This is a genomic window from Methanothrix sp., from assembly GCF_024518575.1.
In the GTDB taxonomy this organism is placed as follows: domain Archaea; phylum Halobacteriota; class Methanosarcinia; order Methanotrichales; family Methanotrichaceae; genus Methanothrix_B.
The window spans coordinates 45323-69035 of the sequence record NZ_JANIHG010000007.1 but is presented as its reverse complement, the minus strand read 5'-3'; the positions used below and the strand labels follow the sequence as shown (position 1 = coordinate 69035).

Annotated in this window: 23 protein-coding genes and 1 tRNA gene; 15 read left to right on the top strand and 9 right to left on the bottom strand. The window is 54.1% G+C overall.

Annotated elements, in window-relative coordinates; all coding sequences use genetic code 11:
* The coding region (locus tag NQU42_RS03045) for a hypothetical protein (RefSeq protein WP_296608942.1) at positions 1–325 on the bottom strand (325 nt) is incomplete at its 3' end.
* Between the two features lie 98 nt (positions 326–423).
* On the opposite strand from NQU42_RS03045, the gene NQU42_RS03040 reads away from it, so the two are divergent.
* The 5 genes from NQU42_RS03040 to NQU42_RS03020 all read left to right on the top strand — a co-directional run bounded on the left by NQU42_RS03040 (position 424) and on the right by NQU42_RS03020 (position 3361).
* The gene (locus tag NQU42_RS03040; RefSeq protein WP_296608940.1) at positions 424–870 is read left to right on the top strand and encodes a hypothetical protein; all 447 of its coding nucleotides are present in this window, start codon (positions 424–426) and stop codon (positions 868–870) included.
* Positions 871–1219: 349 nt separating this feature from the next.
* Positions 1220–1678, top strand: a complete 459-nt coding sequence (locus NQU42_RS03035; RefSeq protein ID WP_296608939.1) for a hypothetical protein — start codon at positions 1220–1222, stop codon at positions 1676–1678.
* 229 nt (positions 1679–1907) lie between these two features.
* Positions 1908–2702 (top strand): polyprenyl diphosphate synthase, encoded by a 795-nt coding sequence (uppS, locus tag NQU42_RS03030; RefSeq protein WP_296608937.1) that lies wholly within the window; start codon positions 1908–1910, stop codon positions 2700–2702.
* A 28-nt stretch (positions 2703–2730) separates the two neighbouring features.
* Positions 2731–2816: transfer RNA gene (locus tag NQU42_RS03025), tRNA-Arg, on the top strand.
* Positions 2817–3010: 194 nt separating this feature from the next.
* Positions 3011–3361 carry a nascent polypeptide-associated complex protein gene (locus tag NQU42_RS03020; RefSeq protein WP_296608936.1) on the top strand — a complete coding sequence of 117 codons (351 nt, stop codon included), beginning with the start codon at positions 3011–3013 and terminating at the stop codon, positions 3359–3361.
* 185 nt (positions 3362–3546) lie between these two features.
* On the opposite strand, the gene NQU42_RS03015 is transcribed toward NQU42_RS03020, so the two are convergent.
* A complete protein-coding gene (locus NQU42_RS03015) occupies positions 3547–4257 on the bottom strand; it encodes a hypothetical protein (RefSeq protein ID WP_296608934.1) in 711 nt (236 codons plus the stop codon).
* A gap of 147 nt (positions 4258–4404) precedes the next feature.
* Here NQU42_RS03015 and scpB point away from each other — a divergent pair, with 147 nt between their 5' ends.
* Positions 4405–5418, top strand: a complete 1014-nt coding sequence (gene scpB, locus NQU42_RS03010) for an SMC-Scp complex subunit ScpB (RefSeq protein WP_296608932.1) — start codon at positions 4405–4407, stop codon at positions 5416–5418.
* Between the two features lie 114 nt (positions 5419–5532).
* Here the strand turns inward: scpB and glgP are convergent, their stop codons facing one another.
* Positions 5533–7680 (bottom strand): alpha-glucan family phosphorylase, encoded by a 2148-nt coding sequence (glgP, locus tag NQU42_RS03005; protein ID WP_296608931.1) that lies wholly within the window; start codon positions 7678–7680, stop codon positions 5533–5535.
* A 725-nt stretch (positions 7681–8405) separates the two neighbouring features.
* Positions 8406–9599 (bottom strand): sugar phosphate isomerase, encoded by a 1194-nt coding sequence (locus tag NQU42_RS03000; RefSeq protein ID WP_296608929.1) that lies wholly within the window; start codon positions 9597–9599, stop codon positions 8406–8408.
* A gap of 396 nt (positions 9600–9995) precedes the next feature.
* Between NQU42_RS03000 and NQU42_RS02995 the strand changes: the two genes are divergently transcribed.
* Positions 9996–10883, top strand: coding sequence for a radical SAM protein (locus NQU42_RS02995; protein ID WP_296608927.1), 888 nt, complete (start codon positions 9996–9998; stop codon positions 10881–10883).
* Between the two features lie 107 nt (positions 10884–10990).
* Positions 10991–11290 (top strand): YunC family protein, encoded by a 300-nt coding sequence (locus NQU42_RS02990; RefSeq protein ID WP_296608925.1) that lies wholly within the window; start codon positions 10991–10993, stop codon positions 11288–11290.
* Positions 11291–11457: 167 nt separating this feature from the next.
* On the opposite strand, the gene cfbD is transcribed toward NQU42_RS02990, so the two are convergent.
* Genes cfbD through cfbA form a run of 3 tightly spaced genes read right to left on the bottom strand, consistent with a single transcriptional unit; the run spans position 11458 to position 14176 of the window.
* A complete protein-coding gene (gene cfbD, locus NQU42_RS02985) occupies positions 11458–12567 on the bottom strand; it encodes a Ni-sirohydrochlorin a,c-diamide reductive cyclase catalytic subunit (protein ID WP_296608924.1) in 1110 nt (369 codons plus the stop codon).
* Between the two features lie 5 nt (positions 12568–12572).
* Entirely contained in the window at positions 12573–13781 is a 1209-nt protein-coding gene (gene cfbE, locus NQU42_RS02980) for a coenzyme F430 synthase (RefSeq protein WP_296608923.1), read from the bottom strand.
* Positions 13782–13786: 5 nt separating this feature from the next.
* Positions 13787–14176, bottom strand: coding sequence for a sirohydrochlorin nickelochelatase (gene cfbA / locus NQU42_RS02975; protein WP_296608922.1), 390 nt, complete (start codon positions 14174–14176; stop codon positions 13787–13789).
* A 127-nt stretch (positions 14177–14303) separates the two neighbouring features.
* On the opposite strand from cfbA, the gene NQU42_RS02970 reads away from it, so the two are divergent.
* A complete protein-coding gene (locus tag NQU42_RS02970) occupies positions 14304–14570 on the top strand; it encodes a hypothetical protein (protein WP_296608920.1) in 267 nt (88 codons plus the stop codon).
* Positions 14571–14581: 11 nt separating this feature from the next.
* On the opposite strand, the gene pscS is transcribed toward NQU42_RS02970, so the two are convergent.
* A complete protein-coding gene (gene pscS, locus NQU42_RS02965) occupies positions 14582–15748 on the bottom strand; it encodes an O-phospho-L-seryl-tRNA:Cys-tRNA synthase (RefSeq protein WP_296608918.1) in 1167 nt (388 codons plus the stop codon).
* Positions 15749–15905: 157 nt separating this feature from the next.
* Between pscS and NQU42_RS02960 the strand changes: the two genes are divergently transcribed.
* The 6 genes from NQU42_RS02960 to NQU42_RS02935 all read left to right on the top strand — a co-directional run bounded on the left by NQU42_RS02960 (position 15906) and on the right by NQU42_RS02935 (position 22698).
* A complete protein-coding gene (locus tag NQU42_RS02960; RefSeq protein ID WP_296608916.1) occupies positions 15906–16895 on the top strand; it encodes a glycerophosphodiester phosphodiesterase family protein in 990 nt (329 codons plus the stop codon).
* A gap of 88 nt (positions 16896–16983) precedes the next feature.
* Positions 16984–17397 carry a hypothetical protein gene (locus NQU42_RS02955; RefSeq protein WP_296608915.1) on the top strand — a complete coding sequence of 138 codons (414 nt, stop codon included), beginning with the start codon at positions 16984–16986 and terminating at the stop codon, positions 17395–17397.
* A gap of 387 nt (positions 17398–17784) precedes the next feature.
* Positions 17785–20091, top strand: coding sequence for a phosphoribosylformylglycinamidine synthase subunit PurL (gene purL / locus NQU42_RS02950; protein ID WP_296608913.1), 2307 nt, complete (start codon positions 17785–17787; stop codon positions 20089–20091).
* Positions 20088–20876 (top strand): phosphoribosylformylglycinamidine synthase I, encoded by a 789-nt coding sequence (purQ, locus tag NQU42_RS02945; protein ID WP_296608911.1) that lies wholly within the window; start codon positions 20088–20090, stop codon positions 20874–20876. The genes purL and purQ overlap by 4 nt, the downstream gene beginning before the upstream one ends.
* Positions 20873–21355 carry a hypothetical protein gene (locus NQU42_RS02940; RefSeq protein ID WP_296608910.1) on the top strand — a complete coding sequence of 161 codons (483 nt, stop codon included), beginning with the start codon at positions 20873–20875 and terminating at the stop codon, positions 21353–21355. Before purQ ends, NQU42_RS02940 begins: the two co-directional genes overlap by 4 nt.
* Positions 21356–21837: 482 nt before the next feature.
* Positions 21838–22698, top strand: a complete 861-nt coding sequence (locus tag NQU42_RS02935) for a coiled-coil protein (RefSeq protein WP_348531146.1) — start codon at positions 21838–21840, stop codon at positions 22696–22698.
* 175 nt (positions 22699–22873) lie between these two features.
* On the opposite strand, the gene NQU42_RS02930 is transcribed toward NQU42_RS02935, so the two are convergent.
* Positions 22874–23683: a winged helix-turn-helix domain-containing protein gene (locus NQU42_RS02930; RefSeq protein WP_296608907.1), complete on the bottom strand. Its 810-nt coding sequence runs from the start codon at positions 23681–23683 to the stop codon at positions 22874–22876.
* Positions 23684–23713 lie beyond the last annotated feature (30 nt).

The window sequence follows — 23713 nt, the reverse complement described above, 5'->3', positions numbered from 1 at the left end:
GCTGAAGAGGGGTATGCTGGATAACATAGAAATCAAAGATGCAGATGTCATCCGGCATCACCTCTTTAAATTTCATTGAAGTAACATTATACTCAGCTCTTGCTTTTATCTTATTCGGACAGGTCCAACCAGCCTGCATGACCTCCAAGTTGCTAAAACATAAGAGCGAGAGCGTCAAAGCTTTAGCCACTTCGCTGAAACCCGCGCATGGCAGATCTCTGATCGCGAACCAACTCAGATTTAGGAAACCAGCTTCATGGCAGATCAGCTCTGCAGGTAGTGAATTTGTTTTCAGATATTTTCTGATATTTTTATAAACGATCATATGATAAGATAATAATATTAAATCTATAACAATCTTAGAAAAGATTTAAATCTCAATTAAGATGAATACGCTCTGTTCAAAAAGCAAGGAGGTATTATATGAAGATCGTAGCATACACGCTTATGCTTGCTCTGCTTGTCTTCCTGGGAGCGGCATATGCGGAGGATATTGCTAAGAACGTAACCGCAGAGAACGTAACAGCCGAGAACGTAACCGCTGAGAAGGTCCCAGCGGCGCTGTACATCTCAGACGTCAACATCGAGGAGGGCTACGTGGAGATCGCCAACGATGGCGATGCAGTCAAGAGCCTTGAGAACTACACGCTCAAGATAGATGAGAACAAGCCGGTAACACTGAGTGCGATCGAGGTCCAGCCAGCCAGCTCTGTAAAGCTCTTCCTGGGCGCTGGCAAGAACACCAAGACCGAGATATACCTGAACACAACGATCAAGTTCGCGGAGCGCGGCACGGTCTCCCTCATAGATCCAAAGGGCAACGAGGTCTCAACATTTACCTATCCAACGACTAATCCAAAGACTAAGTAACGCAGCTCAGTATCTTTTTTATTTTGGCTATTCATTGAGATGCGTTTCGAATAACCAGCCTGCATGACCTCCAAGTTGCTAAAACATAAGAGCGAGAGCGTCAAAGCTTTAGCCACTTCGCTGAAACCCGCGCATGGCAGATCTCTGATCGCGAACTAACTCAGATTTAGGAAACCAGCTTCATGGCAGATCAGCTCTGCAGGTAGTGAATTTGTTTTCAGATATTTTCTGATATTTTTATAAACGATCATATGATAAGATAATAATATTAAATCTATAACAATCTTAGAAAAGATTTAAATCTCAATTAAGATGAATACGCTCTGTTCAAAAAGCAAGGAGGTATTATATGAAGATCGTAGCATACACGCTTATGCTTGCTCTGCTTGTCTTCCTGGGAGCGGCATATGCGGAGGATATTGCTGAGAACGTCACAGCCGAGAATGTCACCGCAGAGAACGTCACAGCCGAGAACGTAACCGCTGAGAATGTCACCGCAGAGGTTGCGGCGCTGTACATCGCAGATGTCAACATCGAGGAGGGCTACGTGGAGATCGCCAACGATGGCGATGCAGTCCAGAGCCTTGAGAACTACACGCTCAAGATAGATGAGAACGAGCCGGTAACACTGGGTGCGATCGAGGTCCAGCCAGCCAGCTCTGTAAAGCTCTTCCTGGGTGCTGGCGAGAACACCGAGACCGAGATATACCTGAACACAACGATCGAGTTCGCGGAGAGCGGCACGGTCTCCCTCATAGATCCAGAGGGCAACGAGGTCTCAACATTTACCTATCCAATGACTGAGTAACGCAGCTCAGTATCTTTTTTTATTTTGGCTATTCATTGAGATGAATCTGTTCATGTGGAGCCACTCCTGGACCCTGGCCTGGGCTTGACTCACCGAGTTTATGTAATCTATCGCCATGAGCCGGACGCTCCACGAGTCTGAAATGATTGTGCGCTGATGCACCTTTGATACGAACTCGGTGTGAAACAGTTAAATACATGCTCCAGGTTAGCCTGCTTAAGGGATTTTTTTGAGGTGCGGAGATCTGCTGCTCTCATCAGCATATGCGGTATACGAGAGGATGCTGAAGCGCCAGCTCGCCAGAGGTCCGAGGGTGGAGCACATCGCGGTCATACAGGATGGGAACAGGAGATATGCAAACAGGCACAACATGCCCGCATCGAGCGGCCACAGGCTCGGCGCGAAGACGACGGAGAAGATATCAGACTGGTGCCTGGAGCTCGGAATAAAACACCTGACCGTATATGCATTTTCGACAGAGAACTTCAGCAGGAGCGAGCCCGAGAAGAGGTACATCTTCACCCTGATCGCGGAGAAGCTCATAGAGCTGTGCAGCTCTGAGAAGATCCACAAAAACAGGGTTCGCGTCAGAGCCATCGGCAGGATCGATATGCTTCCGGGGTACCTGCAGAAAGCCATACGGGAGGTTGAGGCCGCGACCGAGGGCTACAGCCATATGTACCTCAATGTGGCGCTCGCATATGGAGGGCAGTACGAGCTGATCGACGCTGCCAGGGCCATGGCGAGGGATCTGCGCGCGGGAATGATCAGGATCGACGATCTCGATGAGGATCTTGTGAGCAGGTACCTCTATCCCCCCACAGAAACACCCGTGCCGAAGGTCGATCTCATAATAAGAACTGGCGGTGAGCTCAGGACCTCCAACTTCCTTCCCTGGCAGGCCAACGGAAGCGAGTGTGCCGCTTACTTCTGCGCGCCGTACTGGCCCGAGTTCAGGAAGATAGACTTCCTCAGAGCGATCCGGACAGCCCAGTCGTACGCCTCCAGATCAACAGGCTTATAACCAGGAAGGTTTTCATGAGTCACTCGTTGTCCCGATGGGGTAGCGGATATCCCGGAGGCCTGCGGAGATCCTCGCAGACAGCCTTCAACCCGGGTTCGAATCCCGGTCGGGACGTTCGAATTTTGGTGCTGCTGCCTGGCCAATGCGTATCGTCTTGATGGGCACTTGCTGTACAGCTGTGTTCGTTCTCAAAACCAGGCTCTGCCAGAGGTTATCCGCAGATCTCCTTCCAATGAGTACAACTCCGGATCGGTCATCTCTCGGATAAGGATAAATCCAACCATATCCATCTGGCCTGCGGTGGTCTTGTGTTCCCAGGACTTGGCGGACGGGGAATGAACCCGAAGAAGATGAAGGGCATGCTGAAGAGCATGGGCATAAACATCGATGAGATCGAGGGCGTGGAGGAAGTCGTTATACGAACCACAGACAGGGAGATAGTGATAAAGAATGCATCTGTGGCCGTAATGGAGGCACAGGGCAGCAGAAGCTATCAGATATCCGGAGATGTCACAGAGCTTCCCAGAGTGTCGCCCTCTGATATCGAGCTTGTCGTATCTCAGACAGGAGCGAGCCCCGAGGAGGCCAAAGCCGCGCTGATGGAGTGCAGGGGGGACCTTGCTGAGGCGATAATAAGGCTGAGCTCAAGGAGTTCATGAAGCTCGTAAGCCCAAAAAGAGAACAAAAACCTCTTCATCGAATCGTGTTGCAAGCTCGAGTGGCAGCGAGTATGCAAGCAGTAACGTGAGGAACAGGATGAGGTGCTTAATGGAAATGCATCTCTGGAATCTTAATCCGAAATTGGATGGATAAACGCGATCACCATCATGGGATCACCTGACTGTTACGGATCGTAGATTACCGGTATGCCATGCGATGCAGCGATCTTACCGACCGCATCCCTCAACCCGAGATGCTTCATGGCGCTCCTGCTCGCCTCAACCAGGATAACGAGATCGCTCTCGTGAAGGGCCCTGCCGATCTCTGAGGCCTTGTTTCCAAGCCTCGGATCAGGCCTTCTCACCATAATAATACGGGCATCGCCCATCACAAACACACCACCTTCTGAAAGATGACCGAGCTGAATCGTAACTCTATCCGAATCTTGTGAGATATCGAAAGCTATAGGATAGTTCGCGAACTCGTTGTGGTCGTAGATTTTCCTGCCCCGCAAAGCATCTCTCAGCTCCTCCATGAGCCGCTTCGCCAGATCTGCCAGCTCCATCTGGGCCTTTCTCGAGAAGTCCCTGCATTTCGCTATGGATAGAAACGTCAGATGGTGCAGAGGCTGGCCTTTCTTATGGCAGTATGCATGCGTATCGATGACATCATAATCATCCTCCAGCGGGAAGAAGCAGGGCGCGTAGCTGTCGCAGTTTTTGCATTTGAGCTCTATCACCTTGGTCTTATCCAGAAACGGCGCCAGACCTTCGAGTATCTCGAGCATATCGATGATCTGGGCGCTGCTGTTTGTGCTCTGCAGCCCCTTGACCATGAACATGAGCTCATCAGCATCATGCACGGCTTCCTTCGGCTTCTGAACCGACTCGCTCATTCAAACCCCATGAGATCCGGAGCGAATTTAAATATATCTCACGCCAAGAGAAAGGCTGCCTTCTGATTACATCAAGAGAAATTAAGAGAACAAAAATCACTGCGCACAGGAGGTCCCAGAACGACAAAGGCATATGCTAAAGCTCTTGTGGAGGCGATGCTGTTTGCAGCAGGCCGTCCTCTCTCTGTGGAGGAGATATCGGGCATCTCGGGACTCGATGCCAGGGATGTGCTTGATGCCGCGGAATCCCTTCTGAGGGAGTATGCATCCCGCGGTGGCGGCATCGAGGTAAGAGCTGTCGAGGGATCTTTTGTTATGCAGGTGAGAGGGGATCTCGCTCAGGCTGTGTCGATGGTCGCGCCGAGGGAGCTTGACTCCTCAGTGATACGCACGCTCGCTGTCATCGCATACAGGCAGCCGATAACGCAGAGCGAGCTCGCGCGGATCCGCGGGAACAAGTGCTACGAGCACGTCAGGATCCTGGAGAGGATGGGCCTGATAAGCGCGATCAAGAAGGGCAGAACCAGGGAGCTCTGGACAACCAGGGGGTTCGCGGAGTACTTCGGACTGCAGTCGGAGAACCCTGAGTTTTTGAAGGAGACGATCGCGAGGAAGCGTGAGATGATTGGAATCACTCCGATGTACGAGAGCCTGGCCAGACGTCTTGGCATCGATTACGTGGTTGTAAACCCCTACAGGCCAGAAGATAGTGATATCGCCATGCTAAGGAAGATCCGGCTGCTTGTAGCATCCCCAGGGTATGCGGAGAGGATAAGAGAGCACTACTCTGGGGAGATCATAGAGGTCGGGACATCAACATTCTCTAAACTGAAAGAGGGTGTGGAGAGGCTGGCGCTCCAGCTGAAAGATGTGTCTGGGGCGGAGGCTCTGATCGGAGAGATCGACGCTGCTTTAAGGGAGTACAGGGCAATGGCAAGGGGCCTGGGTCTGGTGAAGCCCCTGACTCCGATCGCGGGAGAGATCGCGCTGGACATGCATCTGGATCTTGGAGATAACGGTGTGACTGCAGCAGCTGATTACACAGGGGCGGAAGCTGATATAATAATACCCACACACCAGGAGAGCCATATCGATATAATCGAGCGGATCAAACAGAGATACGATGCGATGCTTGAAGGGCTCCGGCAGCGGCGGAGGTGAATGCTGGGGGTCTTCAGGCGATCATTCTTGGAGATAAGCATATCCAGCTGATCGCATCATGAACCCAAAGGAGGAGTGGAAAAGCCCCCTTCTGCGCATTTAAACAGTCCTGTGTCATTGTGGCTCGTTTGTGCTGAAGCTGTTTGCCGCATCCAGGGCGTTCATGTAGAACTTGCTCGTGTACTCCTTCACCATTCTCCGCGCGGAGAACCTGGGAGCGGTGCTCTTTATCGCATCCTTCATGACCCTCACCCAGCCATGCGGCACCCCGTCGTTGTTCTCCACTCTGTAGAACAGGGGCACGATGTCGTTCTCCAGAAGATCGTAGAGGCTGCGCGCGTCCCTCACATCCCGATCAGCGCCCTCTGCGCCCTCGAATGCCCAGCCGTTTCTGCCGTTGTATCCCTCTATCCACCACCCATCGAGAACGCTGAGCTGCGGCACGCCATTGATCATGGCCTTCATTCCGCTTGTGCCGGATGCCTCGAGCGGTGGCTGCGGCGTGTTCAGCCACAGGTCGACGCCATGGACCATGTATTGAGCGAGCTGCTCATCATAGTCCTCGACGAACGCAATCCTTCCCCCAAAGCTCGGGTCCTTCGCTATGTTGTAAACCTTCTGGATTATCTGTTTGGCTGAGTCATCGGCAGGATGCGCCTTGCCTGCGAATATTATCTGGACCGGCATATCCTCATTGTTCAAGATGCTTCTGAGGCGGTCCAGGTCCTGGAGTATCAGCGTGGCCCTCTTGTATGTGGCAAACCTCCGCGCGAAGCCTATTGTGAAGACGGATGGATCCAAAAGCACACCGGACGCGACTATTATCCTGGGATCTGCGCTGTCCATGGACCACCTGAGCCTCGCGCGCTCTCTTATCGTTGTTATCAGTCTCATCTTGGCCATCCGATGCGCCATCCAGAGCTCTCTGTCAGGTATATCGTCCACAAGCTCCCATATGGAGGGATCGTCATGATCCTCAAGCCACCCAAGTCCCAGATATCTGTTGAAGAGATCCTCCATGCCGCGATCGAGCCATGTGAGTATGTGCACACCATTGGTGACGTAATCGATGACGATGCCATTCGATTTGAGCTCTGCGATCAGATGCCGCCACATCGACTCGGTGACCTCCAGATGCCTCCTGCTGACACAGTTTCTGTACAGGGCTATCCTCATAGCGAATGCGGTCATGTTGAACCCGGCCTGCGGGTTTGCCGGATCTATGCCCAGCCTGAAGAACTGATCGCGTGTGAGGCCGATTGAGGGGAGATATGAATTGAAGTACTTCTCCATCAGATGGAATGGGAATATGTCATGGCCCGCCGGAACGGGAGTGTGTGTGGTGAAGACGGTCGTGCTCCTGATGTAATCGATGGCGTCCTTGCAGCTCATGCCGTTTCCTGTGAGATGCCTGAGCCTCTCGAGAACTGCGAAGGCCGGGTGGCCCTCGTTGAGATGGAGGACGAGATTCTTTATGCCCATGCTCTCTAGCACGCTCATGCCGCCGATGCCCAGCACGATCTCCTGCCGGAGCCTCTGCTCAGCGTCTCCAAGGTACAGGCGTGATGATATCCCGCGGTTCCATGGGTCGTTCGCCTCGACGTCTGTGTCCAGGAGGTACAGCCGGATCCTCCCGATCCTGAGCAGCCACACGCCAACATATATCGGCGGCTCTATCACCGGAACCCTCACTAGCAGCGGTTTGCCATTTTCATCGAGCACCTGAGATATCGGCGCGTGGCTCTTTTCCAGGATCTCGCTCTCGCTCATCTGCCAGCCGTCTGGAGACAACCTCTGCCTGAGATACCCGCCCGGGTACATGAAGCCCACACCGATTACAGGAAGCCTGAGATCGCTGCATTCCTTGAGGTAATCACCCGCCAGGAATCCCAGGCCGCCGGCATAGAACGGCATCGAGTGATGCAGGCCGTATTCTGCTGAGAAATATGCGATGGGCACATTCATCGGGTTCCTGATGTGGGATGGAAACCATCCGCCCTTTGCCCTCATCTCGGACCTGAACCTGGAGATGACCGCGTCGTAGTGTCTCAAGAAATGCTCGCTCTCTGCTGCTCTCTCCAGCACGGATCTATCTATCTCGTGGAGCAGCTTCACAGGGTTGTGAACGCTGAGCTGCCATGCGGCTGGGTTGAGCATGTTGAATAGATCCCTTGCCTGGTGGTGCCATGACCACCATAGGTTGCATGCCAGCTCCCGCAGCCCCTCAATCCTAGCCGGTACCTCTGGAAATCTGTCTATCACTTCGCCCGCCCTCCACAGCGGATATCAAATGTGAGCCCCTGCCCTGAAGGGCGGAGCTTCGTGCTTTTGCTTCCTGCTGGGGCCATCCGGCTCCTCGCCCATCTATGAAATTCTCTCTTAACTCCATCGAAAGACCTGAATGCAGAGGTCTCCATCCTCATATGCAGTTTCGTGTCCTTATTGTGCCCCCATAACTGATGGCGAGGTTGACTCAGGATCAAAGAATAAAAGGGTTGCGCATAACATGCTGTGTTGAATAATGTTTGAGAATCCGATAGTAGAGGTTGGATTCATACGAATTGCAATTCTAGTAAAAATCGATAGCTCTCGACCTTAGAGCTCTTAATTATTCAACACAGCAGCATAACACAGTTCAGCCCAGGAAGATCTGATGGGTGGTGGATCGTCGGTCCAACCGTTGAATGGTTGCGAGGAAATCGACATCTATCTGCACAATACCTCACACATCCTTTGAAGTCGCGCGCAGTTGATCCCAATGATGCAGGTACAGAATCCGATGATACAGGGGGTGGCAGTCTGGAACAGATCCATACCATGGTTTTCCACTGGCCATCGGTTAAGGGATCATATGAAATATTTTATTCCGATTATTTCGGAATTTTTATTGATATCGGTGCAATTTGACGGAGTGGTAGTGCACTTGTATCACAGAAATCCGTAGCTTATGATCCCTTTGTGCACGATTATCTCACATCATCCCCCAGCTAGACATGAAGCCTGCGCATCCCAGCCTCGACTATGCCCAGGAACTCAGCGCCCACTGCGACAACGCTGTTTGTGAATATGGATGTGTTCATCTCGAATATCGGATATCTGTACTTCGTGAACTCGGATACCAGCCAGCTTGTGGTGCTTCGGTTGCCCTTAAAAAGACTCTCGTAGTCCTGCTTTACGGGTATGAAAACAGCATCATCGAGCCTGCCTTTCTCCATCACAAGCGCCATCAGGTTGGAATCCCTGTTCGCGGTGATCGGCATCACGTCCGCGCCGTTCCTGAACGCGTTCCTCGCGCCCTCGAGCGCCTCGTAGGTGTTACCTCCGCCTGTTATCGGTATGTACACATCCCCTATCTGGAAGCTGGGGGTGTTGAAGTCCCGCTCCCAGTAGCTTATCTTGTTCAGATGCGTGAACCTCATCTCGAACGCCCTTGCGACAAGCCCTGACCTGCCGACACCGCCTATCACATAGCGTCCCGATCTCGGGAAGAGCCTGCCGAACCATCTCTCAAGGTGCTCCTGATCCATATCAGCTATGAGCCTTCCGTTATCCTTGAAGTCCTGTATTGTGGTGCAGTACTCAGGGCATCGATCGTCATGGTGGCCATCAAGCCTCGTCTGGATGTCCTTGAAGAGGGCATTTAGGAATGCCAGGACCTCTAGCTCGAACTCCGTGCCCAGTGGCGATAGCCGGGAGCGCCTCTCCTTGTCGGTGCTGTACTTTGTCTTTCCCTCTATCACAAGTATGGTGCCGTTCTTGTAATCTTCCACAAGCCTGTAAGCTGTGCCGTTTCTGTTGGCTGTGATCAGCTTGATCTCTCCCCCCTGCTCTATTACGTCCTCGATGTATTTGTTCACGGATGGAGTCTCTCCCGAGCCTGAGACCGCTATGCCCAGATTCATCATCCTTGGGTTGAAGTGCCTCTGGACAGGATCCTCCAGCGTACAGGGGAAGACGTTATCAAAGTGATTCTGAAGCAGCTGAAGGAAGCTGTAAAGCGAGAGGGCGCTTCTGCCTGCTGCAAGCCCGTATACAAACTTGTTTCTCCTGGTATCGCTCAGGAATGATGCCAGCGACTCTGAGAAGGCTGCGACCTCGGACATATCGAGACGGAGCAGCTTCTCCAGAAAGCCGCACTGCAGCAGTGTTGCCTCCCGGAATATCTCGAACAGGTTAGACATGTTGGGTCCTGCTATTGGGATGTCTGAAGATAAGCTTTTCCTGTGCTATGCTGTGTTGAATAATGTTTGAGAATCCGATAGCAGAGGCTGGATTCATACGGATTGCAATCCTAGTAAAAATCAACAGCTTTCGACCTTAGAGCTCTTAATTATTCAACACAACACTGTGCTATGGAGGGGGTCAACGCAGAGCAGCGCGCCCTTGAGCAAGCCGGTGTGATCCTGGATCGGTCCAGTCTCTTCAACGGTTAGAAAGCACAACATATGCTTGAACTGTAATAAGGGATTGAAGCTGATAGTGCGAGTTTCGAAGATATTGTTATCACGCACCCTTATTCGGACGCTCCCGATCCACTCAAAACTTAGATATAATGAGATCCGCATCTCTGTTACGGGATGCGGTACATCTTCGGGCCTGTTCTCTCAAGGAGGCTCGGCCTCTCGATGGGTGTAGATCTGCTGCCACTCAAGACGTGCAGCATGGACTGCTGCTACTGTGAGATAGGCGCCACAACATGTCTGACAATGAGGAGGGATCGCTACGTTCCTGAGGAGGCTGTTATCAGGGAGATCTCCAGGGTATCAGATATCGATTTTGACTACCTAACGTTCGCAGGATCGGGAGAGCCGACGCTCCACTCAGGCCTGGGGGAGATCATACGGGCTGCGAGGAAGCTGATCGACAGGCCGATTGCGGTCATAACGAACAGCAGTCTTCTCATCGACGAGCATGTCAGGGAGGAGGTGGGCCAGGCAGATCTTGTTCTCCCCTCACTGGATGCGGCAACCCAGGAGACCTTCGAGAGGATAAATCGGCCGGCTGTCGGTCTTAGGATAAAGGATATAATCGATGGGCTGCGGGCCTTCAGATCAGAGTTCGGCGGGGAGATATGGCTCGAGGTGATGCTTGTCCGGGATGTAAACGAGATTGATGCACCTATGATCGCCAGGGCCGCAGAGGAGATCGAGCCAGACAGGATACAGCTCAACACTGTGGTCAGGCCGCCGGCCGAGCCTGTGCTGCCGCTGAGGAGGGATGAGATGCTCAGGATGCTCCGGATATTCAAAGGCGCCGAGCTGATACCGGACTGGGACTGGAGGGTCCCGGATGATGCTGAGGAGCGGATTGCAGATCTCCTTCGCGAGCCCATGACACTTGAGGATCTTCAGAGCGAATCTTGCCTCCCCTATGAGGATGCTGTGAAGTACCTGAAGATACTCGAGGATGCTGGAAGGATTGCACGCATCATACGCGATGGGAAGATATACTTCCAGACATGTTAGACAGACCTGCGATCAGCTCGAATCGCTGAAGAGAATCTCGAGCTGTGAGGTCATAGGCTAGCGATCCCAACGTACGAGTGCGCTGCTCAACATGGGAGGCGTGATCGATGATTCATGAGGTAGTACAGCTGAGCAGGAAGGTCGCTGACGGCTACGTGATAAGTCTTGGATATCTCAAGCTTGTCTGCGCGGTCACAGACCGTGGGATGGTGGGCTGCGGCGCATATGACGTCAGCGCCCTCGACCGGCATGGATATCCGGCAGCTAGGGTGAGATCCAGCACCGGCGGGCTGATAGCGAATGTTGATGATCTCCTGAGGGGAGAGGTATTTGAGGCGAACAGCGCTGCCAAAAAGCTCGGCATAAAAGAGGGGATGTCGGGACGAGAGGCGCTCGAGCTGCTGTAGCGAATGCGCTGGTCCTTGAGAGCACGCTGAATGACAAACATACGATCTCAAGACGGGCGATGTTGCTGCCCCTCGCCACGCACACTCCTATGAGCATATCGAAAGCAGTACGGGCTATGGTGTCCCAAGAGGCAGCCCTGTCTGTCCGGTGCAGCTCAGCACCGTTTTTACAGGATGCCCCTTCTCCTCGCGACCTCCCTGAGAGTGGCGCCGAACTCTGACTCGACGATCGTGCTGACGCCCATGGTCTTTGGATGGAGATCTATCTCCACAACAACATGATGATGGCCCAGATCCCTCAGGGGCCTGACCTGTCTGGGGCCGTTTGTCACCGAGAAGAGCTCCATCCCCCCCAGCGCATCGATCGGTATCGCGTGCGGAACCCCGGAGATCAAGGCGAAGTCATAATCCTCCCCCTCAATCATATCCTCCACACGCTCTCCAGCAACCGGATACTCATCAAGACCTCCTGTGATCTCGAATCTCATACCTCTCTCTTTCAGAGCATCTGCTATGTTCCTCGCATCCTCTCTGACCTTGGGCAGTCCCACATCAGAGTCGATGTTCGCAAGCGTTCTTATCCTATCCTCACACCCCAGAGCCCTGGCAACCTCTATGAGAGATAGGTTGATGTCCGCGAACATGTACGCGGTCTCCTTCTTCGCGTTCAGTATGTTGAGCCCCCTCTTTCCATCCACGAGAAGATCCAGGAGTCTGGATGCAACGACGAACTTGACATCGCCTCTCTCCGGCGGCAGGTACTCGCTGCTCGCAGCGCCGTAGAGCCGCTCGATCTCGGTTGCCTTTTCCAGGAGCCTCTTCTGGCGCTGGAGCTCCTGATCATCTATTATGCCGGCATCCCTCGCAGCCTCGAGTGTTATGATCACACCCTTCGTGTTGTCCCTGTACCCGGCATGGACCTCAGCCTCTATGACAGGTACATCGATATTCGCATCCACCACAGCCTTGTGCAGATCCTCGCCTATTATCATGCTGCTGCATGTTCCAGCGACCGCTATGATCTTGGGATCGAACAGCTCCACAGCTCTTCTCAGCAGTCTCACAAGCTGCTCCTGCCCTCCGAAGACGAAACCCCTCTCATCGAGGCCGGTGGTCAGGACCCTGACGCCATCTTCTTCTAAAAGCCTCGCGTGCTTGAAGCAGCATCCGCTGGGTCCGTGGAGTATGATCACATCAACTCCAAGATCCCGCAGAGTGTAAAGGGCCGCCACTATCGAGCTGGGGCGGGGGTGAATAACCTGAACTTCTGTACTCATCGATATCACCTGAAGCATTTAACACATAAAACCAGATGGTCCCCCGAGGATGCGTGTCTGCGGGCGACCTCGAGCCCTTCCTGGAAGTTGCGTGCTGTGTATCCCCTGAGCCGGGGGGCGTGCGGCTCAAGCCTCATCCCAACCAGCACGAGCTCATCTATCTCCTCCCTTCTCGACTCGATCATCCTCACAAGAGCATCAATATCAAGCCCCTCGCAGACGCTCTCCGCATCCTCTCCAGCGACGAGACATATACGACCACCAGATGCGAGATCGAGCGCCCTCTCGATGCCGGAGACCTTCAGCCCGGAGTTCGAGTTGTCGATGACGCTAACACCGTCGAGCTGATACCGTGACATCCGGCCCTTGAAGCCCTCGAAGCCCTCAAGAGCATCCGCCGCGTTCTGTACATCCACTCCAATCGAGATTGCTGCTGCCAGCGCACCTGCGATCCCATCGGAATATGCAGGGAGATCCAGCGCTTCGCCCAGCGAGAGTGGATAGGATTCCCCTCTGATCATGACAGATCTCCCGCAGAACCTCACATCACCGCCGTCGCCGAATGTGATGTCCGCGGATAGCCTCGTATCGGTGTTCGCCACGATCCTCGCAGCCGGATCTGAGAGCGAGAGCATCTGTAGCTTTGCAGTGCTCGCCCACATGGAACTGCCTGCTATGAGGTAATCTCCTGCGAGGCTTGTTATAACGCCGACATCGAACGCGCCAGTGCCGCCGAGCGAGACCTCTGAGACAAGAGCATCAGCCCTCTCCTCTGATGCGATCTGATGAGCGGCTATGAGATTCCCAGGGGTTATGCTCAGGCCGGATCTGATGAGCGACCTCTTCCCGCGGTTCCAGAGCTCGATGCCGCTGGTGGTGTGCGAGACGACGCGCATCTCGTGCGAGAGGATAAGCGCCAGCAAAAGGGCTGTGGTTGTCTTCCCCCTGGTCCCTGTTATCTCAAATGCCCTGAACTCCCTCTCTCCCAGGATCAACCCCACGGCTCTGTGATGCGAGATGATCCTCTTTCCAAGCCGCCTGGCATCTGACAATGACCTGTTCTGAGGGGAGAGGTGGACAGGAGCCACAACGAGAGAGTATCCCTCCATGCTGTGGCTGTTGTGGTAGACCTCGAGCGCCTCTGCATCGATGCCGAGCTCTCTGAGCCTTGATGCTATGATATCTGCGCCATGTATCGAGTCGAGGACAGCCACAGGCCCTATAAGCTCTCTCTGGCCCTCCGATAAGCGAGATCCGCAATGCATTCATCGACGCCGAGCGGCTCGGCGCATGTCACCTCCACATCCCTGCCATCTATTTTGACAACACCAACGCGCTTGCCCTTCGGGATCCCCAGCTCCCTGGGGATGTCCTCCAGAGTGTGTACCCCGGCTGCGAGGAAGAGAGGGATGGCCACAATCCTCCTCACGTTGGTGCCGGCGAAGCTCATGAGACCCTCTGGTATCTTCGGATCATTTGCATTTAGATAAGCGGTTCTGACCGGCCCTGGATGCTTTCTTTTTATCATCCCTGCCAGCTCCTCCACCAGAGCCTTGTTGTAAGGCAGCGTGCTGCCATGCCCGAGCACAAGAAGTCCTATGTCCTCCATCTTCAGAGCTCCATTTGCTACTTTTAACTATTTCAGTGTTAATGCAGCTCGATCTCATGTGTAATAAATCTACCCATGAGAATCTAGCGGAAAAATTATGGCCTGTGACGTTAATTGAGACTGAGTTATGGGGGAATCCAGGTCGAGGGTCGCTGAAAGGGCTCTGATGCACCTGAAAGCGATCGAGTGCGCTCATGGTTTGACGATCACGAACAAGAGCGAGATCGCTTCAGAGATATCCTGTAGGGTCGCTGATGAGAGATCTGTTCTTATAATATGCACATCGCTCAACACATGGGTCGCCATGAACAGAATCGGCGAGAGCATGTTCATACCGAGAGATGTGCTTGAGCCGATCATCGAGCTCGCCGAGATCAGGGAGAGGTGCGCATGATGCTCTTCGCTCTATTCAGCCTGCACTTTGGAGCTCCCCTCGATGATCTCCTGAAACGCTGAGACCACCCGCTCCAGGTCCTCCCTGGGGAGAAGATATGTGCTCAGCTTGAACTGCCTTGTGAGACCTGGCTTGATCCCGCAAATCCCGCGATCCTTGAGCTCATGGTACAGGAAGTAGCGGCCCTTCCTGGCGCTCTTCGAGATCTCGTAGAGCTTCTCAGACTTGAAGAACATCAGGTCGTGGTTGTGAGGCTTCTCGCCCTGCTGCTCGATTCCAAGCGCCTCCAGCTCTGATGAGAACCATCGCGCCTTGTCGACCTCCTCCTGCCATCTCCCGACGCGCTCCAAGACGTGCGGGAAGCTCGCCATCATGGTCAGAAGCCCTGCACCGCGAACAGTGCACCCCAGGAGCTCGACCTCCTTGTTCTTCTTGCTCTTCGAGCGCCTGAATATGATATCCGCATACTCCTGCTTCGCGCCCAGGACCCCTATTGGACCTGATGATGCCATGGATTTGTGGCCGCTTCCAACAACTATGTCAGCGTCGAGCTCGCGGGCGCACACAGGCATCCTTCCTATGGAGTACGCCCCGTTGAGGAGGAGCGGCACACCCTCCTCGTGGCAGATATCCGCAACCCTTCTCGCATCAACAAGATTCCCGTAGTTGCCATCGGGATATGTGAGCACTGCCAGGCTCACCCTGTAACCCTGGTCTGCAATACCCCTTATCGCGTCCCTGTATCCCTCCGGGTTTATGGTGTACTCAGGCTCCCCGCTGTTTTCAACATATGATATCTCGAGGCCTGCACGCTCTGCGGCGAGAACGGTTGTGTAGTGTGCATTCCCATCTGCAACGATGTAATCGCCCGCGTCACATAGAGAATGCATGGCAGCGTACATCCCCTCCCTGGCTCCGTGAGTTATACGCACATCATCCACATCCAGAAACTGGGGTAGGACCTCGTGAACGAACTCCTCCACAGGAGGATTTCTCACCCTGTCGAGCATCCCCTCGCAGAAGTCGCAGACAGAGTAACCATCGCCCCACTCGACGAGAGCAGCCCTCGCCTCCGGCGTGAGGATCCCGCCCCTCTGGAGCGGGTCGAGGTTTATCTCCGAGATGCTCCTCTTCATGCACCTGAACTTATCTAGCTTTGATGTGATACTGGATGGCATCAGAATGTGCTCATTTGCATTCGTGATAACTTTTTCCATCTCCTCAGCAGAGACGATCCAGCTGGGGACATTTCTCCATGGTATCTCCATGGTATGGGCGTACTGAGCGTGTTCAGCTCCAAAAATGGAATATACATGGCTCAACCATACTCGATCGATGGCCGCGCTTATAGGACATCGTGGTGCTGCCGCTCTGGCTCCTGAGAACACGCTGCAGGGAATAAGGAAGGCGCATTCATGCGGAGCCGACATGGTCGAGATGGATGTGCGCCTGTCCTCAGACGGAGTTCTGGTTCTGATGCACGATGAGACTGTTGATAGGACAACGAACGGCTCCGGCAGGGTTGAGGATCTGAGCATCCAGGAGCTCAGAGGTCTGGACGCTGGCGGGGAGCATGTGCCGACGCTGAGGGAGGCGCTGAGGCTCGCGGAAATTCTCGGCGTCCAGCCGGTGGTTGAGATGAAGGAGGAGGGCTTGGAGGAGCTTATTCTCGAGGAGCTTCTTGGATATAAAGCCATAGTGACATCTTTTTACCACAGAAGTGTGCTCGAGCTTGGCGAGCTTCTCAGAGATAAGAAGGGCGCGGAGGGGATAAAAACCGGCATCATAATATCATCACTGCCGGTGAACCCCGTGGATTTGGCTCTGGATGCGCATGCGGATGCGATATTCCCAAAGAGGGTGAGCCCGAACATCTTCAAGGTCGCACACAAAAGGGGTTTGAAGGTTTACCCATGGACGGTCAACGACCCTGAGAGGGCGGCGTGGCTGCTCAGGCTCGGGGCGGATGGTCTCGTTACCGACGACCCATGCGCGATAATGGATGTGCTGAAAGCTGCTCCAGTGAACACAACCCGGGAGAACTGCAAGTACTACCCATGCCATCACTTCGAGGGGCAGGACTGCACACACTGCTTCTGCCCACTCTACCCCTGCAAGGATCCGGAGCTCGGCAGGTTTGTGAGAACAAAAAGAGGCAAGAGGTTCTGGTCTTGCATCGACTGCGTCCTTGTCCACATACCAGAGGTCGCCAGATATCTCGAGGAGAGACCGGATGCTGGGGCCGATGAGCTGAAGAGCTTTCTCGGGACCACTGGAAGAGGGTGCTTCCGCATGGTGAGGAGACAGGCCACTCAGAACGCATGAACCTCTGCGCCCTGAGATGTTGTTCTGTGCATCTTCGTCGCTCGACGACAGAAAGCTTTATCCGCATTACAGTAGTATCGCGGGAATCATGAGAGAGATCATAGCACTCACAGTTGCTTTGTTGATGCTGATCCCGGTTATGGGGGTTGATGTGAGCTATCTATCCCCTGAGTCAGAGTTTGTGACCACAGAGTCTATGGCAGCGTTTCTCAACGACAGCTGGACCCCAAGCACATTCATGCCCATAAACGATACAGCGGTATGGCCAAATAAGAACAAGACGCTCGAAAACAGCACAGCCAACATCTACAGCGTTCTGAAGGGCGACTGGACGCCGAGCAAGTTCGAGCCTCCAGTGGACTATGCAGTCTGGCAGAACAAGGACAAGCAGCTTCTGGCCTCTGGATACGCCATCTACGACTTTCTGAGAGAGGACTGGACGCCGCAGAGTCCCGTCCCGATCGTCCAGACCGGGCTCTACAAGCTTCATCAGATGAACTGAAAGCCGCATTCACATGCGGCATAATTTTAATGGCTGCGGCCCATGTAGCCTGCGGTCCGACATCTTTCATATTTCGATTGGTTTTCGACAGCCTCCATGTGTGCCAGACCAAGATTTGAACAGCGCAGGATCGTGTTGATCAGCTCTGGAGTTCGGGCACAGACCGTATCCCTTGACTTGGAGCATCTCTTCCACAAACAAATTTCTCGTCCATCTGCTGTGTTGAATAATTAAGAGCTCTAAGGTCGATAGCTATCGATTTTTACTAGAATTGCAATTCGTATGAATCGAGCCTATGGGATTCTCAAACATTATTCAACACAGCACGTCCATCGATATCTTCATAAGCGGCCCTGACCGGAGAGCTCACATCCGAGGTGTGGTCCATTGAAGGTAATCGGTCTTGCCGATGGCGAGCTTGAATCCAGTTTGAGGAAAGCGGGAATCGGCATGTCTGTATCAGAGGCGCGGTCCATAGCGTCGATCCTGGGAAGGGATCCGACGCTGTCCGAGCTCTTCTGCTACGATGCCATGTGGTCCGAGCACTGCTCGTACAAGAGCAGCAGGGCTGTGCTCAGAGAGTTCCTGCCGACAGAGGGCCCGAATGTTGTTCTCGGCCCTGTCGAGGACTCCGGGATCGTGAGCATAGACGATGAATGGTGTGTGGTGATTTCCCACGAGAGCCACAACCACCCGAGCCAGATACTCCCTAATGAGGGGGCGGCGACCGGCATTGGCGGAATCGTGCGCGATGTGAACTGCATGGGGGCAAGGGTTGTCGCGACTGCAGATCCACTCCGCTTTGGGGATCCGTATGGACGGGAGGCAAGCAGGGTGCGTTGGGTCGCAGAGGGCGTGGTTGATGGGATCTGGCAGTACGGGAATGCCCTGGGTGTGCCGGTCATCGCTGGGGATGTCGTTTTCAGCAGGTGCTTCGACTACAACTGTCTTGTCAATGTGGTTGCGATCGGTGTGGTGAGAAGGGATGAGATCATAAGGTCGCGCGCGCCTCCAGGTTCTGGCGAAAGGAACTACGATGTCATCCTGGTTGGAAAGCCAACCGACTCCTCAGGTTTCGGTGGCGTCGTCTTCGCATCCGACACGCTCAGGGAGGAAGAGGAGGAGGCGAACCGCGGCGCGGTCCAGATCCCGGATCCGTTCCTGAAGAACGTTCTCTTCAAGGCCAACGAGGATCTCTTCAGGCTCGTGCGCGAGGAGGGCGTCGAGATAGGTTTCAAGGATCTGGGCGGCGGAGGTCTCACCTGTGCATCCTCAGAGATGGGGGCAGCCGGTGGCTACGGCATGGAGATCGATCTCGACATGCTCCACGTCGCTGGCGAGTTTCCGCCCGAGGTTCTGTGCATAGCCGAGACGCAGGAGAGGTTTCTGATAATAGCTCCTGCCGAGCTCCGCGAGAGGATTCTCAGGATATACAACGAGGACTGGGACCTGCCGAACGTCTACGAGGGCGCGAGGGCGAGCGTGATAGGCAGGATGACGACTCACGACAGATACATAGTCCGCCACAGGGGCGAGGAGGTTGTGAACGTCCCCATAAAGCATCTGACCGGAGGGATAAGATACGAGAGGGCGTGGCGGCCCAGGATCAGAAACCTCCTCGAGCCTGATGTGAGAATGCCTGAGGATCTCAACAAGGTGATGCTTGACCTGCTCTCTTCCCCCAACATCGCCTCCAGGGAGCATATCTACAGGTATTACGATACAGAGGTTCAGGGAAATACCGTGATTCGGCCTGGTGAGGCTGATGCAGGCCTCCTTGCCCCGATCAGGGGGAAGGATTTCGGGATCGCGCTCTCTGTTGACTCAAATCCGTTTTATGGAAGGATAAGTCCTTACTGGGGAGGGGCTACGGCCGTCGCTGAGGCTATGAGGAACGTCGCCGCCATAGGCGCGACCCCATCGACGCTCACAGACTGCCTGAACTTCGGCAACCCGGAGAAGCCCGAAGCCTTCTGGGAGTTCAGGGAATCGGTTCGTGGTCTCGCTGATGCTGCCAAGAACCTCTGGCTCAAGGGTTATCCAGACCAGCCTGTCCCCATAGTCTCAGGGAACGTGAGCTTCTACAACGAGTCCCCTGAGGGAGCTGTGGACCCGTCTCCTGTCATCGCATGTGTTGGGATAATGAAAGATATCAGCAAGGCCATCACGATGTCGTTGAAGGATGCAGGTGATGGGGTGTACCTTCTCGGCCCCAGGTTCGATGAGCTCGGAGGCTCCGAGTACTATAGGGTCATCTGGGGCGTCACAGGGGCGAACGTGCCTGTTGTCAGATTCCCGCTGGAGAGATCCATGATCTACATGGTCATAGATGCCATTGATCGTGAGATACTGCGGGCGGCTCACGACATATCGAACGGCGGGATGGCGATAACAGCGGCTGAGATGTGCATGCTCTCCGATCATGGAATCTCCATCGACATATCAGATCTGGGCGATATGCGACCTGACAGGCTCCTCTTCTCGGAGTCTTCAGGATTCATAGTCGAGGTTGTGGATGGAGCGGAGCAGGAGTTCGCAAGCATCGCCAGGAGCTACAATCTCAATCCAGTAAGACTTGGCAGAGTATCGACCGGCGGCATCGAGATCGAGAGGAAGGGGAAGATGATTGTGAGGCTCGATCCCGAGGATGCAAGAGATGCCTGGAGCTCTGGCCTGAGGGAGGCGATGAGATGAGGATCGCTGTGATACAGTTCCCGGGCACGAACTGCGAGCATGAGACGCTTGTAGCTGTAAAAGAGTGCGGGATGGAGGGGGAGATCTTCAGATGGAACCGGCCTGAGCAGGAGCTCTGCGAGTTCGATGGGTATGTGATACCAGGGGGCTTCTCATACCAGGACAGGGTGCGCGCTGGTGTTATAGCATCCAAGGAGCCTGTCATGGCCACGCTGAGGGAGGAGGCTGCGAATGGAAAGCCGATCATAGGGATATGCAACGGCTTCCAGATACTTGTGGAGTCAGGAATACTTCCCTTCGGGGATGGGGTGAGGCTGGCGCTTGCGCAGAACGTCATGATCCGAGGGGGAGAGATCGTGCGTCGTGGCTACTACTGCGCCTGGACGATGCTCAGGCATGATGCTGAGGAGAAGAGATGCAGTGGCTCTTACATTCTGAGAAGAGGGGAGATCCTGAGCATACCGATCGCACATGCAGAGGGGAACCTTGTTTCCGCGGATAAAAGGGTCATCGAAAGGCTCATCGATGATGGCCAGGTCGTTTTCAGGTACTGCAGCGAGCGAGGAGAGATCATCAACGAGTTTCCCGTGAATGTGAACGGATCCACGGAGAACATCGCAGGCATATGCAACCCAGAGGGCAACGTCCTGGGGATGATGCCGCATCCGGAGAGGGCATTCTTCGCATGGCAGCTCCCGTGGAAGCACCCCAGGGTTCAGGGATATGGCCCTGGAAGGATCATCTTCGAATCGATGAGGAGATACATAGAGGAGAGGCGATTATGATCATCAATCTGAGAGTATGGCTCAAGATACCAGATGCAGAGGCTGCCACTGTGAAGAACACGCTCCTGAGGCGCATGGGCTACCAGGGAATCGTCAGGGATGTCAAGCGCGAAAGGCTCCTGAGCATAGAGGCTGAAGACGTGAGCGATACCGACTCTCTGATAAAACAGCTCACCAGAGAGCTGGTAAATGAGAACAAGGAGAACTTCGCGGTCTCAGTGGACTCGCTGGAGCTGAGCAACGGCTATGTTCCTGTGAAGGTGAGCCTCTGGATCGAGGACGGTGAGGCCATATCGATAAGAGACCGTCTGGTGAAGCGATTGGGTCTGAGGATGATACGATCTGTGCAGCGGGCCAATATCTGGAAGCTCTACATAACTGGAGATGATCCGGAGGCTGTGGCCAGGAAGATCGCAGAGGAGCTCCTGGTCAACCCAAACAAAGACAGATATGAAATCAGTGAACTGCCGCGCCCTTAGGGGCGCCGCTTCCCAATTCATCGCCAAAACTGCATCAATGATGTACAGGTTTTAGATCTATGGGCGCTACGGGCTGTTCCGCCCCTGCGATGAGCGTGTTCCTGGAAGCGTTGTAGTCTATCTGGCATAAACTCTCTTTCAGTGAATTAACCCTATACTCAGCTCTGGCTTTTATCTTATTCGGACAGGTCCCGAAGATGCTACCAAAAGATTAATACGTTAAAGATATCTGACGCTTGGACAGTAGTCGACCGGCATGGTCCGCAACAGGGATGTCTTTTGGTGGAGAACGCATGCGGCACAATGGCGCCATCGCACTTGCGATCGCACTTGTTTGTTGATATCTGACGTGTAGGACCCTGCTGATTTGCTGTCGAGGGAACCCCATAATGTACAGAGGAGGAGATACGCCCACGGGCGTGCTGGGCAGCGAGCCCAGGCAGAACCCCAGCCATGTGCTGGAAAAGGAGGAAAAAAGGGGGATGCTTGCAGAACTGGAAGAGAAGAAGGCCAAGCTCAAACAGGAGTCGCTTATCTTCAAGGAGAAGCGCAGCCAGCTGAATGCTGAGGCCAGCAGGTGGGCTGCGAAAAGGAACGAGCTGAACAAGGAGACGAAGGAGCTTATAGAGAAGGCACAGGAGCTCAAGAAGCTTCGCGACGAGTACAACACCAAGGTCGCAGAGTCGAAGAAGCTTCGCGATGAGCTGAACGAGAAGACGAACCAGATCTACGCGAAGATCGACGAGATCCGGAAGAAGTACAACCTCTCCGGGGACAGATCGATCCGCGAGCTTCGCAGGGAGATAGACCATCTGGAGTTCAGGCAGCAGACCGAGGTGCTGAGCCCGGATAAGGAGAAGCAGCTCGTCGAGAGGATCGCGATGCTCCACAACGAGTTCAAGCTCCGGAAGGAGCAGCTCGAGAAGAACGAGGAGCTTAAGAAGCTGCTTGAGGAGGCGCAGGCGCTGCGCGAGCAGGCCTCAAAGCATCACGAGGACGTCACCAGGTACGCTGAGCTGGCCCAGGAGTATCACGACAAGATGATTGCCACATTCAAAGAGGCGGATCAGAAGAGGGCTGAGGCGGATGCTGCGCACCGCGAGTTCATAAAGGCTCAGGAGGCGGCTGATGAGCAGCACAGGGAGTTCATAAGGACTCAGAGGGAGATCCGCGATTTTGATAAGATCATTATGGGCCTCAAGAAGAAGAGCCGCGACGCCAGAGAGGATCGCGCGAAGGAAGCTGCAAAGCGCGAGGCCGAGGAGATCCTGAATCAGTTCAAGAAGGGAGAGAAGCTGGACACAACAGCCCTGCTGAGGCTCCAGCGCGCTGGCCTGGTATGAGCCGCGAGGCGGGATCTGCCCGCCCCTCCATGTTAATATTGCGCACGAGATCGCTCTTGTTGATAGATTCTCTGTAAAAACAACGTCCCAGCTATGCTGGATTATGCGGCCATAACACTTGCACATCCTCCAGGTTGCCCATAAGAGCAGATGGTATAGAAGCACATATGTCTCTTTATATAGAAGTGACTCTTTTCGCCCTTTTCTTGTGGTGCACGAATAGCCTCATCCCCCATTCTCTGGCCCCAGGGCTCGTGCATATCAGGTCCTGGCCGATATCATATCCACCATCGAGCCTGAAGAGGCCGAGAGAGAGCGAGGAGTCGATGACCGTAAACGCAGCTCTGACATCAGCATCGAGCCTGTACAGCTCGAAGTTCTCCTTTGTGAGAAGATTCTCCAGTATGTCCCTGTAATCTCTCACGACGATCTCCACGATCGGAGCTGTGAGAACAAGCTCCACGTGCGCCCCGTTCTTCACAGCAGTGTCTATCGCTTTCGGATACTCCGGGATTATGATGGGCGATACGCCGTATATGCTCCTAGAGGAGATGAGCTGTGATACGAATATCTGCTGCGTCCTGAGTATCGCGGCCGGATCTCCGCTGACTATTTCGCCATCTCTGAGGAGGCCTATGTCGACAAGGAGATCATCGGGAATCGCGCTGATGTCATGTTTCATCCAGAAATCCTTGTGGCTCTCCAGCACGGCAATCGCGCTTAAAAGCCTGCTCAGCATCAATGCCTGAATGCGACCCAGGTTTGTGAGCCTGTATCCCCTGAAGGTCCTGGCAACCGTACCTCCCTCGATCATATCCTTGACCGCATGCAGTATTGTCGATGCCCTGGTTCCCAGCGATCTCTCAAGATCTGCTGCGGTCAGCTCGCCATCCTTGAGCGAGAGAAGGACCTTGGTCCGTATCGCAGATCTGGTAAAGCCCTTGAGCAGATCCTCTGCAAGATCGAAGTCGTCGCATACCGTCATGCCGAACCCCTTAAAATGCCGAGTTGTGAT

Excerpts from the sequence above, each read along its gene's own strand:
- NQU42_RS03040 (WP_296608940.1), top strand. The coding sequence starts at position 424 with ATGAAGATCGTAGCATACACGCTTATGCTTGCTCTGCTTGTCTTCCTG.
- NQU42_RS03035 (WP_296608939.1), top strand. The coding sequence starts at position 1,220 with ATGAAGATCGTAGCATACACGCTTATGCTTGCTCTGCTTGTCTTCCTG.
- NQU42_RS03015 (WP_296608934.1), bottom strand. The coding sequence starts at position 4,257 with ATGAGCGAGTCGGTTCAGAAGCCGAAGGAAGCCGTGCATGATGCTGAT.
- NQU42_RS03000 (WP_296608929.1), bottom strand. The coding sequence starts at position 9,599 with ATGTCTAACCTGTTCGAGATATTCCGGGAGGCAACACTGCTGCAGTGC.
- NQU42_RS02995 (WP_296608927.1), top strand. The coding sequence starts at position 9,996 with ATGCGGTACATCTTCGGGCCTGTTCTCTCAAGGAGGCTCGGCCTCTCG.
- NQU42_RS02990 (WP_296608925.1), top strand. The coding sequence starts at position 10,991 with ATGATTCATGAGGTAGTACAGCTGAGCAGGAAGGTCGCTGACGGCTAC.
- cfbD (WP_296608924.1), bottom strand. The coding sequence starts at position 12,567 with ATGAGTACAGAAGTTCAGGTTATTCACCCCCGCCCCAGCTCGATAGTG.
- cfbA (WP_296608922.1), bottom strand. The coding sequence starts at position 14,176 with ATGGAGGACATAGGACTTCTTGTGCTCGGGCATGGCAGCACGCTGCCT.
- NQU42_RS02970 (WP_296608920.1), top strand. The coding sequence starts at position 14,304 with ATGGGGGAATCCAGGTCGAGGGTCGCTGAAAGGGCTCTGATGCACCTG.
- pscS (WP_296608918.1), bottom strand. The coding sequence starts at position 15,748 with ATGCCATCCAGTATCACATCAAAGCTAGATAAGTTCAGGTGCATGAAG.
- NQU42_RS02960 (WP_296608916.1), top strand. The coding sequence starts at position 15,906 with ATGGCCGCGCTTATAGGACATCGTGGTGCTGCCGCTCTGGCTCCTGAG.
- NQU42_RS02955 (WP_296608915.1), top strand. The coding sequence starts at position 16,984 with ATGAGAGAGATCATAGCACTCACAGTTGCTTTGTTGATGCTGATCCCG.
- purQ (WP_296608911.1), top strand. The coding sequence starts at position 20,088 with ATGAGGATCGCTGTGATACAGTTCCCGGGCACGAACTGCGAGCATGAG.
- NQU42_RS02940 (WP_296608910.1), top strand. The coding sequence starts at position 20,873 with ATGATCATCAATCTGAGAGTATGGCTCAAGATACCAGATGCAGAGGCT.
- NQU42_RS02935 (WP_348531146.1), top strand. The coding sequence starts at position 21,838 with ATGCTTGCAGAACTGGAAGAGAAGAAGGCCAAGCTCAAACAGGAGTCG.
- NQU42_RS02930 (WP_296608907.1), bottom strand. The coding sequence starts at position 23,683 with ATGACGGTATGCGACGACTTCGATCTTGCAGAGGATCTGCTCAAGGGC.